Below are 16,032 nucleotides of genomic sequence, written 5' to 3' on the forward strand. Positions count from 1 at the left end.
CCCTTAAGGGGCTTTGCTAGTATTATGCCCTTCTAGGGCTTACTCAAGCCACCGGCTCAGCCGGTGGTTTTGACTGTTTAAAAATAAGTGACCAGATCCAGTGCGGTTTCCAGCAGGTTGCGGCGCACGGTGTGCTGCCGATCCCAGCCGCGGCTGTCCCAGGTGTCGGTGCTCAGATCGTCGCCCGCGTAGAGCAGCTGGGCCAGCGGCAGACCGTGGAACTGGGCCGCGGCGAAAAAGCCCGCGCATTCCATCTCCACTGTCAGGCAGCCCTCGGCGGCCCGGCGGGCAATTTTGCCCTCGGTTTCCCGGTACAGGGCGTCGGTGGTCCAGGTCTTGCCCTCCAGCACCGGAACCCCCAGCGCCGCCAGTCCCCGGCGGGCGGCGGCAAGGCCCTCGGCGGGGCAGGCGGCTTCCCGGCCGGGCTCCAGATAGTGGTAGGAGGCGCCCTCGTCCCGCACGGCGCTCACCGGAAGGATGATCCGCCCCAGCTCAAGGCCGGGGGTCAGGCAGCCGGCGCCGCCGCAGACCACGAATTTCTCTGCACCCAGTGCATGCAGCTCTTCCAGTGTGCAGACCGCACCCGGCGAGGTGGCAAAGGGAAGAGCGACGCATACCGGCTCGCCACGCCGCTCCAGCCGGTAGATGGGCAGATCCACAATTTCGGAATGAAGATGGGCGATGGGGGAAAGGTTCTGTTCCCGCACCAGCTCCTCCAGTGCTTCCCGGAAGAAGGTGATCACGCATTTTTCCGGCAGCAGGGGAGCGTCGGGCTGCTCCGGGCAGAGTTTGGCCCGGCGGTCCGGGTCAAATTCCAGAATGGGAAAAGGGGAATGGTTCATTTGCGCGGCCTCCGTTTCGATTTCCTGTATTATTTCCATATTATAGAGAGCAGAAACGGTGCTGTCCAGCAAAAAAAGACTTGCAGCGAGGGCGAAAATGTGGTACCATAGTCGACGCTGCCCAAAAACGGGCGGCGCGCAGAACGTTTGGTTTTATTGGAAACGACACCGGAGCAGCCCCGCTTTCGCGGCCTGCACGGCTAACGAACAACACAGCGTTGCGGACACACAAACATCCGAAAAAACAATGTGGAGGAGTATTCGTTATGCCGAAAACCAAACTGGAAAATGTTATTTTTACCCTGATGATGGCCTTTGTGATGGTCTATGCCATGATCTGCTACAACATTGCTTTGAATGTGGGCGGCATGAGCAATCAGGTCTTTGTCATGGCCTTTGGCGAGATGGTCATTATGTGGCCGGTGGCCTTCATTCTGGAGTTCTTTGTGGTGGAGCGCCTGTCCCAGAAGATGGCCTTCCGTCTGGTCACCCCCGGTTTGGATAAGCCGGTCTTTGTGATTCTGGCCATCTCCTGCATGATCGTCTGCCTGATGTGCCCCATGATGAGTCTGGTGGCCACCATCCTGTTCAAGAATCCCGGCAGCCAGATTGTGGCCGTCTGGCTGCAGACCGCGGTGATGAATTTCCCTATGGCCCTGTGCTGGCAGGTGTTCCTTGCCGGCCCGCTGGTACGCCTGGTGTTCCGGGTGCTGTTCCGCCGGGGCGAAAAGGCTGCGGTCAACGCATAAGACAATGAATTCAGGCGGGCGGTTCCTTTGCAGGGAGCCGCCCGCTTTCTGTATACAGGGCGGGTTTGACAATTCCACTCAAACCTGATATATTTAACTATATCATTAAAGTATAGTTATTGCGGGGCGCGGCCCTGCACGGCGGGCCCGGTTTTGCCGCCCGCGGGAAAGGAGAAGGCGTTTATGCACATCACGCAGGAATCGGATTACGCCATCCGTATCATTTACTGCCTGGCCAAAAACCAAAAGAGGATGGACGCCCGCTCCATCAGCCAGGAGATGAGCGTTTCGCTGCGCTTTTCGCTGAAGATTCTGGGTAAGCTGGTGGCCAGTGGTCTGGTGGCCAGCTTCAAGGGCAACCGGGGAGGCTACGAGCTGGCCCGGCCTGCGGCGGAAATCACCATGCTGGATGTGATCCGTGCGGTGGAGGGGCCCTATCAGCTTTCCCGCTGCCTGGAGGAGTGCGGCGAGTGCAACCGGGGCGCCTCCGGTATCTGTGCCTTTCAGCAGGTGTTCCGGCGCATCAGCGAGCAGGTGAACCGGGAGCTGGGGGCGGTGGATTTCGCCCAGATCGTGGCAAGCGAGAACCAATGCCGCTGAGAATCATCAAAAAGATAACACCGGCCCGAGCGTATCATGCCCGGGCCGGTGTTTTTAAAAAAAGCGAAAAAATGGCTTGACACCGGGCTTTTTGGCCATTATACTGTTATGGTATACCATAATTGGATCAACACGCCCTAAAAAAGGCAGCATGTACAAAAAGCTCGCAAAAGTTTGTGAAAAATACACAAAACTCTGCGGGCCGTATCACTGCCCCGGCGGGGCGTGCTCAATCATGTAAGTAGAAACAGGATAGGAGTGGAAGCTTTTTATGATGAAGGTCAAGCCCACAACCCTTGGCAAAACCGAACGCATGAGCTTTTCCCGCATCGATGAGGTTATCACCATGCCCAACCTCATCGAGGTGCAGAAGAACTCGTACCGCTGGTTTTTGGACGAGGGTCTGAAAGAGGTTTTCCGCGACATTGCCACCATTGAGGACTTCACCGGCAATCTGGCTCTGGAATTCGTGGATTACCATCTGGGAGAGCCCAAATACACCATCAAAGAGTGCAAGGAACGCGACACTACCTACGCGGCGCCCCTGCGCGTTACCGCCCGGCTGCTGAACAAGGAGACCGGCGAGGTAAAGGAGCAGGAGATCTTCATGGGCGATTTCCCGCTCATGACCGACGCGGGTACCTTCATCAACAACGGTGCGGAGCGTGTCATCGTCAGCCAGCTGGTTCGCAGCCCCGGCGTTTACTTCGGCGCCAGCTACGACAAGACCGGCAAGAAGCTGTACACCGCCACCATGAACCCCAACCGCGGCGCCTGGCTGGAGTATGAGACCGACTCCAACGATGTGTTCTATGTGCGCATCGATAAGAACCGCAAGCTGCCCGTTACCGTGCTGCTGCGTGCTCTGGGCATGGGCAGCGACGCCCAGATCCGGGAGTTCTTCGGTGAGGACGAGCGCATCCTGGCCACTCTGGACAAGGATACCACCCACAACGAGGAAGAGGGTCTGCTGGAGACCTACCGCAAGCTGCGTCCCGGCGAGCCCCCGACGGTGGAGAGCGCCCAGACCCACCTGAATAACCTGTTCTTCGACCCCCGCCGGTACGACATGTCCCGGTTCGGCCGGTACAAGATGAACAAGAAGCTGGCTCTGGCCCGCCGCATCACCGGCTTTGTGGCCGCCCGCGACATCATTGCCCCCCTCACCGGCGAGCTGCTGATTGCCGCCGGCGAGAAGATCAGCCGTGAGGCCGCCGAGGCCGCCGAGGCCGCCGGTGTATCCGTGGCCTTCATCATGGCCGACGACCGGGAGCGCAAGGTGATCACCAACGGCACCGTGGATGCCCAGAACTTCTTCAATTTCGACGTGCTGGAGTGCGGCATCAACGAGCGCGTGACCTTTGCTGAGGTGAAGGCCATTCTGGATGCCACCAGCGACGAGGCCGAGCAGAAGGAGCTGCTGGTCAAGAACCACGACCGCCTCATCAGCAAGACCGTCACCCTGGACGACATCTTCTCCTCCATCAACTACCTGAACGGTCTGGACCACGGCATTGGCGTTACCGACGACATCGACCACCTGGGCAACCGTCGTATCCGCAGCGTGGGCGAGCTGCTGCAGAACCAGTTCCGCATCGGCTTCTCCCGTATGGAGCGTGTGATCCGCGAGCGCATGACCCTGCAGGCGCAGGACATGAACGAGGCCACCCCCCAGAGCCTGATCAACATCCGGCCTGTGGTTGCCGCCATCAAGGAATTCTTCGGTTCCAGCCCGCTGTCTCAGTTCATGGACCAGAACAACCCTCTGGCCGAGCTGACCCACAAGCGCCGTCTGTCCGCTCTGGGCCCCGGCGGTCTGAGCCGTGACCGCGCCGGTTTCGAGGTGCGTGACGTACACTACAGCCATTACGGCCGCATGTGCCCCATTGAGACCCCTGAAGGTCCCAACATCGGTCTGATTTCCTATCTGGCCAGCTTCGCCCGCATCAACGAGTACGGCTTTATCGAGGCTCCCTACCGCAAGGTGGACAAGGAGCGCGGCGTGGTCACCGACGAGGTGGTCTACATGACCGCCGATGTGGAGGACGAGTACGTTGTAGCGCAGGCCAACGAGCCTCTGGACGAGGAAGGCCACTTCACCAAGGCCCGCGTCAATGCCCGCCGCCGTGACGAGATTCTGGAAATCGAGCGCGAGCGCGTGGACTACATGGACGTAAGCCCCAAGATGGTTGTGTCCGTGGCTACCGCCATGATCCCCTTCCTGGAAAACGACGACGCCAACCGTGCTCTGATGGGTGCGAACATGCAGCGTCAGGCCGTGCCTCTGCTGGTTACCCAGCAGCCCATCGTGGCCACCGGCATGGAGTACAAGGCTGCCTGTGACTCCGGCGTTTGTGTTCTGGCCAAGAACGACGGTGTTGTGGAACATGTGGATGCGGACAAGATCGTGATCCGCACCAGCAAGACCACCACCGACGAGTACGAGCTCATCAAGTTCATGCGCTCCAACCAGGGCACCTGCGTGAACCAGCGCCCCATCGTGGACAAGGGCGAAGAGGTGAAGGCCGGTCAGGTCATCGCCGACGGCCCCGCCACCAAGAACGGCGAGATCAGCCTGGGTAAGAACGCCCTGATCGGCTTCATGACCTGGGAGGGCTACAACTACGAGGACGCCGTTCTGATCAACGAGAAGATCGTCCGTGAGGACGTTTACACCTCCATCCACATCGAGGAGTACGAGACCGAGGCCCGCGAGACCAAGCTGGGACCCGAGGAGATCACCCGCGACATCCCCAACGTGGGCGAGGATGCCCTGAAGGATCTGGACGAGCGCGGCATCATCCGCATCGGCGCCGAGGTCAAGGCCGGCGACATCCTGGTTGGTAAGGTCACCCCGAAGGGCGAGACCGAGCTGACCGCCGAGGAGCGCCTGCTGCGCGCCATCTTCGGCGAGAAGGCCCGCGAGGTGCGCGACACCTCCCTGCGCGTTCCCCATGGCCAGTACGGCATCATCGTGGACGTGAAGGTATTCACTCCCGACAACTGCGACGAGCTGCAGCCCGGTGTACGCCAGGTTGTGCGCTGCTACATCGCCCAGAAGCGTAAGATCAGCGTGGGCGACAAGATGGCCGGTCGTCACGGTAACAAGGGTGTTGTATCCCGCATTCTGCCCCAGGAGGATATGCCCTTCCTGGCCGACGGTACTCCGCTGGACATCGTGCTGAACCCCCTGGGCGTTCCCTCCCGTATGAACATCGGTCAGGTGCTGGAGGTTCATCTGGGCTACGCCGCCAAGGCGCTGGGCTGGAAGATCATGACCCCCGTATTCGACGGCGCCCACGAGCAGGACATCCGCGAGTGCTACCATCTGGCCTATGAGACCAACCACGGCGAGAACGCTCCCGAATATCCCACCAAGCTGGACAAGATCATGCGCCCGGAGATCGGCCATGTGATCGACTTCTCCAAGATCGAGCTGGACGAGGACGGCAAGAGCACCGTTTACGACGGCCGCACCGGTGAGAAGTTCGACAACCGCGTCACCGTTGGTTACATGTACTACCTGAAGCTGCATCACCTGGTAGACGATAAGATCCACGCCCGTTCCACCGGCCCCTACAGCCTGGTTACCCAGCAGCCTCTGGGTGGTAAGGCCCAGTTCGGCGGCCAGCGCTTCGGCGAAATGGAGGTTTGGGCCCTGGAGGCTTACGGTGCAGCCTACACCCTGCAGGAGATCCTGACCGTGAAGTCCGACGACGTGGTCGGCCGTGTAAAGACCTACGAGGCCATCGTGAAGGGCCAGCCCGTTCCCAAGCCCGGCATCCCCGAGAGCTTCCGCGTTCTGATCAAGGAACTGCAGAGCCTGGGTCTGGATGTGCGCGTGCAGGATTCCAACGGCGACGAGGTGGATCTGAAGCAGAACTTCGACGACGAGGAGACTGGCTTCGACACCCGCGACCTGCCCATGGGCGAGGACGTTCTGGTGGAGAACGAACTGAGCAACGATTACAGCATTGAGGACGCTGATCCCGATGCAGACGCCGGTTTCGATGAGCCGGAGGAGATTTTTGAGCCGGACGACAGCCTGTTTGCCGACGACGGCCTGGGTATGGATGACGAATTCTGATCAAGCCGAGAGTGGTGTGCGGCGCGTTGAAACAGCGCGCCGCGCCCCCAAGCCCTCATTCATCGAAACATTAGAAAAGGAAGGGTTCGTTTAATGGAATATAACGATTTCGATTCGATCAAGATCGGCCTTGCTTCTCCCGAACAGATCCGTGCCTGGAGCTACGGCGAGGTCAAAAAGCCGGAAACGATCAACTACCGCACCCTGAAGCCCGAGCGGGACGGCCTGTTCTGCGAGCGCATTTTCGGACCCACCAAGGACTGGGAATGCCACTGCGGTAAGTATAAGCGCATCCGCTACAAGGGCAAGATCTGCGACCGCTGCGGCGTTGAGGTCACCAAGTCCAAGGTGCGCCGTGAGCGCATGGGCCACATCGAGCTGGCCGCGCCCGTTTCCCATATCTGGTACTTCAAGGGTATCCCCAGCCGCATCGGCCTGATGCTGGACATCAGCCCCCGTCAGCTGGAGAAGGTGCTGTATTTCGCCAGCTACATCGTAACCGATCCCGGCTACACCCCGCTGGAGAAGAAGCAGCTGCTCAGCGAAAAGGAATACCACGAGATGCGCGAGCGCTACGAGGATGAGTTCAAGGCTGCCATGGGCGCCGAGGCCATCAAGGAGCTGCTGGCAGAGATCGATCTGGAAGAGCTGCGCACCCAGCTGCGCAACGAGCTGGAGGATGCCGGCGGCCAGAAGCGCGTTCGTATCCTGAAGCGCCTGGAGGTTGTGGAGGCATTCCGCCTGTCCGGCAACCGCCCCGAGTGGATGATCATGGACGTTGTGCCCGTGATTCCGCCGGATATCCGTCCCATGGTTCAGCTGGACGGCGGCCGTTTCGCCACCAGCGACCTGAACGACCTGTATCGCCGGGTCATCAACCGTAACAACCGTCTGAAGCGCCTGCTGGAGCTGGGCGCTCCCGACATCATCGTGCGCAACGAGAAGCGCATGCTGCAGGAGGCTGTGGACGCCCTGATCGACAACGGCCGCCGCGGCCGTCCCGTCACCGGCCCCAACAACCGCCCCCTGAAGAGCCTGTCCGACATGCTGAAGGGTAAGCAGGGCCGCTTCCGTCAGAACCTGCTGGGTAAGCGTGTTGACTACTCCGGCCGTTCTGTTATCGTTGTAGGCCCCGAGCTGAAGATGTACCAGTGCGGTCTGCCCAAGGAGATGGCTCTGGAGCTGTTCAAGCCCTTCGTGATGAAGGATCTGGTGGAAAAGGGCCTGGCCAACAACATCAAGAGCGCCCGCAAGATGGTGGAGCGCGCCCGCACCGAAGTGTGGGACAGCCTGGAGACCGTGATCAAGGGTCACCCCGTCATGCTGAACCGTGCGCCTACCCTGCACCGTCTGGGCATTCAGGCTTTCGAGCCCGTGCTGGTGGAAGGCCACGCCATCAAGCTGCATCCTCTGGTATGTACCGCCTTCAACGCCGACTTCGACGGCGACCAGATGGCCGTGCACCTGCCCCTGAGCGTGGAGGCCCAGCGCGAGGCCCGCATGCTGATGCTGGCTTCCGGCAACCTGCTGAAGCCTTCTGATGGTGCTCCCGTTGCCGTGCCCACCCAGGATATGATTCTGGGCTCCTACTACCTGACCATGGTCAACGATGGTGACAAGGGCGAGGGCAAGGTCTTCCGTGATGAGGAAGAGGCCATCATGGCTTACAGCGACAAGGTCATCACCCTGCAGGCCCGCATCAAGGTTCGCCGCACTCTGGAAGTGAACGGCGAGCTGAAGAGCAAGCTGGTGGACACCACCGTGGGCCGCATCATCTTCAACCAGCCCATCCCGCAGGATCTGGGCTATGTGGACCGCAACGATCCCGAGGCCATGTTCGGCTACGAGGTCGACTTCCAGGTCACCAAGAAGAACCTGCCCGACATCATCAGCCGCTGCCTGGCGGTGCATGGCACCAAGGCCACCAGCGAGATGCTGGACCGCATCAAGGCCCAGGGCTACAAATATTCCACCATCAGCGGCATCACCGTTGCCGTGTGCGACGCCGTGATCCCGCCCCAGAAGCCCGAGCTGCTGGCTGAGGCCGACGAGCGGGTTTCCAAGGTGATCAAGCAGTTCAACCGAGGCCTGATCTCCAACGAGGAACGCTACAACGGCGTGATCCAGATCTGGCAGGAGACCACCGACAAGGTTTCCAAGGCTCTGGCCGACAACCTGGAAGACCGCAACCCCATCTTCATGATGGCGGACTCCGGTGCCCGTGGTTCCATGAACCAGATCAAGCAGCTGGCCGGCATGCGCGGTCTGCTGGCCAACACCGCCGGTAAGACCATCGAGATGCCCATTCGCGCCAACTACCGTGAAGGCCTGAACATCTTGGAGTACTTCGTTTCCTGCCGTGGTGCCCGTAAGGGCATGGCGGATACCGCTCTGCGTACCGCCGACTCCGGTTACCTGACCCGCCGTCTGGTTGACGTTTCTCAGGACGTGATCGTCCGTGAGGAGGACTGCGGCGCCACCGAGGGTATCTGGGTATCCGATATCCGCGAGGGCAAGGAAGAGATCGAGACCTTCCGCGAGCGTCTGATCGGCCGTTACGCCGTGGGCGATGTGTGCAACCCCGCCACCGGCGAGGTCATCGTGCCCGAAGGCAAGATGATGGACCTGTTCGACGCCGAGAAGATCGAGGCCGCCGGCATCACCGAGCTGCAGATCCGCAGCGTGCTGAACTGCCGCGCCAAGGTGGGCGTATGTGCTCACTGCTACGGCTCCAACCTGGCCAACGGCGATCCCGTTCGCGTGGGTGAGTCCGTTGGTATCATCGCTGCTCAGTCCATCGGTGAGCCCGGTACCCAGCTGACCATGCGTACCTTCCATACCGGCGGTATCGCATCTGCTGAGGACATTACCCAGGGTCTGCCCCGCGTTGAGGAGCTGTTCGAGAGCCGCCGGCCCAAGGCTCTGGCCATCATGACCGAGATTGCCGGTACCGCTCACATCGACGACAGCAAGAAGAACCGCCATGTGGTGGTTTCCGGTGTGGACGAGAACGGTGCTCCCGCCGAGAAGAGCTACCTGATTCCCTTCGGTCAGCGCATCCGCGTCACCGAGGGTCAGCAGCTGGAGAAGGGCGACATGATCACCGAGGGTCATGCCTACCCCCACGACATCCTGGCCATCAAGGGCCGTATCGCCGTTCAGAACTACCTGATTCAGGAGGTTCAGAAGGTATACCGCCTGCAGGGTGTAGAAATCAACGACAAGCACATCGAGGTTATCGTACGTCAGATGATGCGCAAGGTTCGCGTGGACGACGCGGGCTCCACCACCCTGATTGGCGGCGCTCTGGCCGACAAGATGGAAGTGGAGCAGCAGAACGCCGCTCTGATGGAGCGCATCGCCGCCGGCGAGGAGGGCCTGAAGCTGGCTCAGTACACCGACGTGCTGCTGGGTATCACCAAGGCGTCTCTGTCCACCGACAGCTTCCTGTCTGCCGCTTCCTTCCAGGAGACCACCCGCGTGCTGACCGAAGCCGCCATCAAGGGCAAGGTTGACCCGCTGATGGGCCTGAAGGAGAACGTAATCATCGGTAAGCTGATCCCGGCCGGTACCGGTCTGGACGAGGTGGAAGCCGAGCTGATCCGCCGCGAGCAGGAGGAGAACGGCATCGTTCCCGAAGAGATCGCGGATCCTGCCGAGGAAGTACTGGAGCCGGTTGCTGAGACCGCTGCCGAGTAATTTTCGCCCGGTGCTCTGAATCGTTTTTGCGAAGTGCCGCCCTTTTGGGGGCGGCACTTCTTTTGCGAAAACGGCTGTTTTGCAGCGGCGGGGGCAGGGAAAAGCCCTTTACAGGCGCAGAAAATAAAATTTCAGTGAATCAACCAAGTTTTTTTCGAAAATACTGTTGACATACACAAAGCTAGTGTGTAAAATAAAAACTGTTGCGCCGGTCATGGCGCAACTATGCCTGTTTGATGTTATGGCGGCTTGCCGCTTTAACATAAATAATTTGAAGAAAGGAGAACAAAATGCCTACTTTTAACCAGCTTGTACGCAAAGGCCGTGAGGTGTCTGTCCGCAAGTCTACCGCTCCTGCTCTGCAGAAGAGCTACAACTCTCTGGACAAGTCTTACAGCGACGCTAACAGCCCCCAGAAGCGTGGTGTATGCACCGCTGTTCGTACCATGACCCCCAAGAAGCCCAACTCTGCTCTGCGTAAGGTAGCCCGTGTAAAGCTCACGAATGGTATTGAGGTAACCTCTTACATTCCTGGCATCGGCCACAACCTGCAGGAGCACAGCGTAGTACTGATTCGTGGCGGCCGTGTTAAGGACCTGCCCGGTGTTCGTTACCACATTATCCGTGGTACTCTGGATACCCAGGGTGTGGCCAACCGTAACCAGGCCCGCTCCAAGTACGGCGCGAAGCGCCCCAAGGCCGGTGCTAAGAAGAAGTAATTAACGTTTACCCCGCCATCAAAGGCGTCTTTATATAAGGCCTCTTTGCATGGCACAACGGGAGTTTATTGCTTTCGAGTACCGATGATATCATTCTGTGAAGGAGGGAAGAAAGATGCCTAGAAGAGGTAACATTGCTAAGCGGGACGTTCTGGCTGACCCGCTGTACAATTCCAAGATGGTGACCCGCTTGATCAACAGCATCATGCTGAACGGCAAGAAGGGCGTCGCTCAGAAAATCGTTTACGATGCGTTCGAGATCGTAAAGGAGAAGTCCGGTAACGATCCCCTGGAGATGTTCGAAAAAGCTCTGGAGAACATCATGCCCAGCCTGGAAGTTAAGGCCCGCCGCGTTGGTGGTTCCACCTACCAGGTGCCTGTTGAGGTTCGTGCCGAGCGCCGTGAGACCCTGGGTCTGCGCTGGCTCACCACTTACTCTCGCGCCCGCAGCGAGCGCACCATGCGTGAGCGTCTGGCCAACGAGATCATGGATGCCGTGAACAACACCGGTAACGCCGTGAAAAAGCGTGAGGACACTCACAAGATGGCCGAGGCCAACAAGGCTTTCGCCCATTACCGTTATTGATCCGCCCTGTATATATAGGAGGTTAATATGCCAAGAGACGTTTCTCTGGAAATGACCAGAAACATCGGCATTATGGCGCACATCGACGCCGGCAAGACCACCACCACCGAGCGTATCCTGTATTACACTGGTGTTAACCACAAGATCGGTGAAACGCACGATGGCGCGGCTACCATGGACTGGATGGCGCAGGAGCAGGAGCGTGGTATTACCATTACTTCTGCTGCTACCACCTGCTACTGGAGCCACACGGAACTGCTGAACGATCCCGCCAAGGCCAAGAAGAACCGGCATCGGATCAACATCATCGACACCCCCGGCCACGTGGACTTCACCGTTGAGGTAGAACGTTCTCTGCGTGTTCTGGACGGTTCTGTTACCGTTCTGTGCGCCAAGGGCGGCGTTGAGCCCCAGTCCGAGACTGTTTGGCGCCAGGCCGACAAGTATCACGTACCCCGCATGGCTTACGTGAACAAGATGGACATCATGGGCGCCGATTTCTACCGCGTTGTGAAGATGATGCGCGAGCGTCTGAAGTGCAATGCTGTGCCCATCCAGCTGCCCATCGGCAAGGAAGACGAGTTCAAGGGCATCATCGATCTGATCGATATGCAGGCGGACGTCTACTACGACGATATGGGTAAGGATATCCGCGTGGAGCCCATCCCCGAGGATATGCGTGAGCTGGCCGAGCAGTATCGTGCCGAAATGCTGGAGGCTATTGCCGAAGGCGACGAAGAGCTGATGATGAAGTACCTGGACGGCGAAGAGCTGACCAAGGAAGAAATCAAGAAGGCTCTGCGTAAGGAAACCATCGCCAACACCGTGGTTCCCGTTACCTGCGGTACTTCCTACCGCAACAAGGGCGTTCAGAAGCTGCTGGACGCCATCGTGGATTACATGCCCGCTCCCACCGATATCGAGGACATCAAGGGCGTGGATCCCGAGACCGGCGAGGAGACCAGCCGTCCTTCCGACGACAATGCTCCCTTCGCCGCTCTGGCTTTCAAGATCGCGACCGACCCGTTCGTTGGTAAGCTGTGCTTCTTCCGCGTATACTCCGGTATGGTGGAAGCCGGCACCACCGTTTACAACTCCGTGAAGGAGAACAACGAGCGTATGGGCCGCATCCTGCAGATGCACGCAAACCATCGTCAGGACATCGAGGTCTGCTACGCCGGTGATATCGCCGCCGCTGTTGGCCTGAAGAACACCACCACTGGTGACACCCTGTGCGATCCCAAGCATCCCGTCATCCTGGAGAGCATGGAGTTCCCCGAGCCTGTTATCCGCGTTGCCATCGAGCCCAAGACCAAGGCTGGTCAGGAGAAGATGGGCATTGCGCTGAACAAGCTGGCTGAAGAGGACCCCACCTTCCGTACCTGGACCGACGAGGAGACCGGCCAGACCATCATCGCCGGCATGGGCGAGCTGCATCTGGAAATCATTGTTGACCGTCTGCTGCGTGAGTTCAAGGTAGAAGCCAACGTGGGTGCTCCCCAGGTTGCTTACCGCGAATGCATCCGCCGTGCGGCCAGCTCCAACACCAAGTACGCCCGTCAGTCCGGTGGTAAGGGTCAGTATGGTCATTGTATCATCGACATCGAGCCCAACGAGGCCGGCAAGGGCTACGAGTTCATCAACGCCGTTGTTGGCGGTGATGTTCCCAAGGAGTTCATCCCCGCGATCGATCAGGGTATCCAGGGCGCTATGAAGGCCGGTATCCTGGCCGGTTACCCGGTGGAGGACGTGAAGGTCACCCTGAAGGGCGGTTCTTACCACGAGGTCGACTCCTCTGAGATGGCCTTTAAGATTGCCGGTTCCATGGCGTTCAAGGACGCCATGGCCAAGGCGGATCCCGCTATCATGGAGCCCATCATGAAGGTTGCTGTTATCGTTCCCGACGAGTACATGGGCGACGTTATCGGCGATCTGAACTCCCGTCGCGGTCAGATCCAGGGCATGGAGGCTCTGTCTGGTTCTCAGCAGATCAACGCCTTCGTTCCCCTGTCCAACATGTTCGGTTACTCCACCGACCTGCGTTCCAAGACCCAGGGCCGCGGTCAGTATTCCATGGAGCCCAGCCACTACGCTGAGGTACCCAAGAATATTGCCGAGAGCATCATGGCTGGCCGCAACAAGGAGTAAATAAGACCAGAGATTTGCCGCATGGGCGTATCCATGCGGCAAATCATCAAAAATCTCTTGATTTTTGACGTTGGTTTTAGTATTATAACCTTAGGCTCTATGGTTTAAAAAAAGGAGGACAATTAAAATGGCAAAAGCTAAGTTTGAGCGCAGCAAGCCTCATATTAACATTGGCACCATCGGTCACGTTGACCACGGCAAGACCACTCTGACCGCCGCTATCACCAAGGTTCTGGCGATGAAGGGCGACGCCGAGTTCACCGATTACGCCAACATCGATAAGGCTCCCGAGGAGCGCGAGCGTGGTATCACCATCAACACCTCTCACGTTGAGTACGAGACCGACAACCGTCACTACGCTCACGTGGACTGCCCGGGCCACGCCGACTACGTTAAGAACATGATCACCGGTGCTGCCCAGATGGACGGCGCTATCCTGGTGGTTTCTTCCGCTGATGGCCCCATGCCTCAGACCCGCGAGCACATCCTGCTGTCCCGTCAGGTTGGCGTTCCCTACATCGTTGTTTTCATGAACAAGGTTGACCAGGTGGACGACCCCGAGCTGCTGGATCTGGTTGAGATGGAGATCCGCGATCTGCTGAGCGAGTACGACTTCCCCGGCGACGACACCCCCATCATCAAGGGTTCCGCTCTGGCCGTTCTGGAGAGCACCAGCACCGACATCAACGCTCCCGAGTACAAGTGCATTCTGGACCTGATGGACGCTGTTGACAACTACATCCCCACTCCCGATCGTATGGCTGACAAGCCCTTCCTGATGCCCGTTGAGGACGTGTTCACCATCACCGGCCGCGGCACCGTGGCTACCGGTCGTGTTGAGCAGGGCCAGATCAAGGTTGGCGAGGAAGTTGAGATCGTTGGTCTGAAGGACGAGAAGAGCAAGACCACCGTTACCGGTCTGGAGATGTTCCGCAAGCTGCTGGACTTCGCCGAGGCTGGCGACAACGTTGGTGCTCTGCTGCGTGGCGTTCAGCGCTCCGACATCGAGCGTGGCCAGGTTCTGGCTAAGCCCGGCAGCATTCATCCTCACACCAAGTTCCAGGGCCACGTTTACATCCTGAAGAAGGATGAAGGCGGCCGTCACACCCCCTTCTTCAACAACTACCGTCCTCAGTTCTACTTCCGTACCACCGACGTTACCGGCGTTATCACTCTGCCCGAAGGCACCGAGATGTGCATGCCCGGCGATAACGTTGATATGGACGTTGAGCTGATCACCCCCATCGCCATGGACGAAGGCCTGCGTTTCGCTATCCGTGAGGGTGGCCGCACCGTTGGTTCCGGCGTTGTTTCCAAGATCTACGAGTAATCTTTGATTCTCTGATTTTGTGAGCTTCAAAGCCCCCCGCTGCAAAGCGGGGGGCTTTTTTGCGCAAAAAAACCGCGGCAGAAGGCCGGTGTGGCATAAGAAAACGACGGTTCTGCCTTAGGATTTTGACGCAAAAAATGTTCAAAGGGGCAGGCAAGCCACTAAGGCTTGCCTGCCCCTTTTCGCACTTTCTGCATCCAAAATCCTGGGGCAGAACTGCACAGCACCGGAAAAGAGCTGATTTTGATGGGAGTGAAAGGAAAAGACCCGCAGTGGGCTGCGGGCGCGTCAATCGTGCGCCCGCCCTGCTTCGCAGATCGCCCTGGCCGGTCGAAGAACCTACCGGGTTCTTCGCGGCTTGCACCGCCCCGGCACCCTTGGTGGTTGTCAAGGGGATTTGACGCTGCAATCCCGCAAAAGCGGGCCTTTTCCGGTGTTGTTTTCTTATGTCACGCCGGCTAAAAGCCGCGGCTATAGAATGCTGTGTTTGCAGATTGATTTGTGAAGCGGGAAAACACTGTTCTGCTTCACGGAGTCAAACCGGGAATCGGAAGATGCCCGGTTCCGGTGGAGGAAATATCCGCAGGAGTGAAGAGCTCCGTAAGAAGAAATTCCCCGGAAGAAACAGAGAAGGGCAGGGGAATGTCAGTAGGTGTGATCGCACACCTTGCCGATCATCTCCCGCAGAGCGACGAAGTCCCCAAAGGCCATAGGCTTCTGCTTGGGATTGCGCAGCAGAGCAGCAGGGTGCAGGGTTGCCATGAAGAGAACACCGTTCTTTTCGATGAACTGACCGTGTTCCTTGGTCACGGAGAAGTCCGGCCGGATCAGCCGCTGGGCGGCAATGCGGCCCAGGCAGACTACGATTTTGGGGCGGATCAGCCGGAACTGCTCCCGCAGCCAGGGCAGGCAGGCATCCCATTCCTCCGGCAGAGGATCCCGGTTCTGGGGCGGGCGACATTTCACGATGTTGGCGATAAAGACGTTTTTCTCCCGGGAGAGATCCACCGCTTCCAGATACTGATCCAGCAGCTTGCCGCTGCGGCCCACAAAGGGCAGGCCCTGTTCATCCTCATTCTGGCCGGGGCCCTCACCGATGAACATGACCTCGGCAGTGGGGCTGCCCATGCCGAACACCACGTTGTGGCGGGTCTCACACAGGCCGCATTTGCGGCAGGCCAGACATTCCTGCTTCAGGGATTCAAAATCCATCCACGGCACCTCGCTTTGCTGATTGCAGTTTGTTATAAAAATATTATAGCACAAATGGGC

The 16,032-nt window shown here is 58.8% G+C and carries 10 protein-coding genes; 8 read left to right on the forward strand and 2 right to left on the reverse strand.

What is annotated here, in order from left to right; genetic code table 11:
- Positions 1-77 precede the first annotated feature (77 nt).
- Positions 78-842: a nucleoside phosphorylase gene (locus ACESYO_RS10990; RefSeq protein ID WP_058965798.1), complete on the reverse strand. Its 765-nt coding sequence runs from the start codon at positions 840-842 to the stop codon at positions 78-80.
- Between the two features lie 266 nt (positions 843-1,108).
- On the opposite strand from ACESYO_RS10990, the gene ACESYO_RS10995 reads away from it, so the two are divergent.
- The 8 genes from ACESYO_RS10995 (at position 1,109) to tuf (ending at position 14,760) form a co-directional block, all read left to right on the forward strand.
- Positions 1,109-1,591 (forward strand): DUF2798 domain-containing protein, encoded by a 483-nt coding sequence (locus ACESYO_RS10995; protein ID WP_058965800.1) that lies wholly within the window; start codon positions 1,109-1,111, stop codon positions 1,589-1,591.
- A 183-nt stretch (positions 1,592-1,774) separates the two neighbouring features.
- The gene (locus ACESYO_RS11000) at positions 1,775-2,191 is read left to right on the forward strand and encodes an RrF2 family transcriptional regulator (protein ID WP_058965802.1); all 417 of its coding nucleotides are present in this window, start codon (positions 1,775-1,777) and stop codon (positions 2,189-2,191) included.
- Between the two features lie 271 nt (positions 2,192-2,462).
- A complete protein-coding gene (gene rpoB, locus ACESYO_RS11005; RefSeq protein ID WP_346672044.1) occupies positions 2,463-6,278 on the forward strand; it encodes a DNA-directed RNA polymerase subunit beta in 3,816 nt (1,271 codons plus the stop codon).
- 93 nt (positions 6,279-6,371) lie between these two features.
- Positions 6,372-9,977 (forward strand): DNA-directed RNA polymerase subunit beta', encoded by a 3,606-nt coding sequence (rpoC, locus tag ACESYO_RS11010; RefSeq protein WP_058965806.1) that lies wholly within the window; start codon positions 6,372-6,374, stop codon positions 9,975-9,977.
- Between the two features lie 290 nt (positions 9,978-10,267).
- On the forward strand, positions 10,268-10,696 hold the full coding sequence (gene rpsL / locus ACESYO_RS11015) for a 30S ribosomal protein S12 (protein WP_058965808.1): 429 nt from the start codon (positions 10,268-10,270) through the stop codon (positions 10,694-10,696).
- A gap of 115 nt (positions 10,697-10,811) precedes the next feature.
- Positions 10,812-11,282: a 30S ribosomal protein S7 gene (gene rpsG / locus ACESYO_RS11020; RefSeq protein ID WP_373210022.1), complete on the forward strand. Its 471-nt coding sequence runs from the start codon at positions 10,812-10,814 to the stop codon at positions 11,280-11,282.
- Between the two features lie 27 nt (positions 11,283-11,309).
- Positions 11,310-13,430 carry an elongation factor G gene (fusA, locus tag ACESYO_RS11025; RefSeq protein WP_058965812.1) on the forward strand — a complete coding sequence of 707 codons (2,121 nt, stop codon included), beginning with the start codon at positions 11,310-11,312 and terminating at the stop codon, positions 13,428-13,430.
- Positions 13,431-13,557: 127 nt separating this feature from the next.
- On the forward strand, positions 13,558-14,760 hold the full coding sequence (gene tuf / locus ACESYO_RS11030) for an elongation factor Tu (protein WP_058965813.1): 1,203 nt from the start codon (positions 13,558-13,560) through the stop codon (positions 14,758-14,760).
- A gap of 645 nt (positions 14,761-15,405) precedes the next feature.
- On the opposite strand, the gene ACESYO_RS11035 is transcribed toward tuf, so the two are convergent.
- Complete coding sequence (locus ACESYO_RS11035; RefSeq protein ID WP_058965815.1) at positions 15,406-15,972, reverse strand: uracil-DNA glycosylase; 567 nt, start codon at positions 15,970-15,972, stop codon at positions 15,406-15,408.
- Between the last annotated feature and the right edge of the window lie 60 nt (positions 15,973-16,032).

The organism is Allofournierella massiliensis, assembly GCF_964241245.1.
Taxonomy (GTDB): Bacteria; Bacillota; Clostridia; order Oscillospirales; family Ruminococcaceae; genus Allofournierella; species Allofournierella massiliensis.

Excerpts from the sequence above, each read along its gene's own strand:
- ACESYO_RS11035 (WP_058965815.1), bottom strand. The coding sequence starts at position 15,972 with ATGGATTTTGAATCCCTGAAGCAGGAATGTCTGGCCTGCCGCAAATGC.
- ACESYO_RS10990 (WP_058965798.1), bottom strand. The coding sequence starts at position 842 with ATGAACCATTCCCCTTTTCCCATTCTGGAATTTGACCCGGACCGCCGG.
- ACESYO_RS11000 (WP_058965802.1), top strand. The coding sequence starts at position 1,775 with ATGCACATCACGCAGGAATCGGATTACGCCATCCGTATCATTTACTGC.
- rpoC (WP_058965806.1), top strand. The coding sequence starts at position 6,372 with ATGGAATATAACGATTTCGATTCGATCAAGATCGGCCTTGCTTCTCCC.
- rpsG (WP_373210022.1), top strand. The coding sequence starts at position 10,812 with ATGCCTAGAAGAGGTAACATTGCTAAGCGGGACGTTCTGGCTGACCCG.
- fusA (WP_058965812.1), top strand. The coding sequence starts at position 11,310 with ATGCCAAGAGACGTTTCTCTGGAAATGACCAGAAACATCGGCATTATG.
- rpoB (WP_346672044.1), top strand. The coding sequence starts at position 2,463 with ATGATGAAGGTCAAGCCCACAACCCTTGGCAAAACCGAACGCATGAGC.
- rpsL (WP_058965808.1), top strand. The coding sequence starts at position 10,268 with ATGCCTACTTTTAACCAGCTTGTACGCAAAGGCCGTGAGGTGTCTGTC.
- ACESYO_RS10995 (WP_058965800.1), top strand. The coding sequence starts at position 1,109 with ATGCCGAAAACCAAACTGGAAAATGTTATTTTTACCCTGATGATGGCC.
- tuf (WP_058965813.1), top strand. The coding sequence starts at position 13,558 with ATGGCAAAAGCTAAGTTTGAGCGCAGCAAGCCTCATATTAACATTGGC.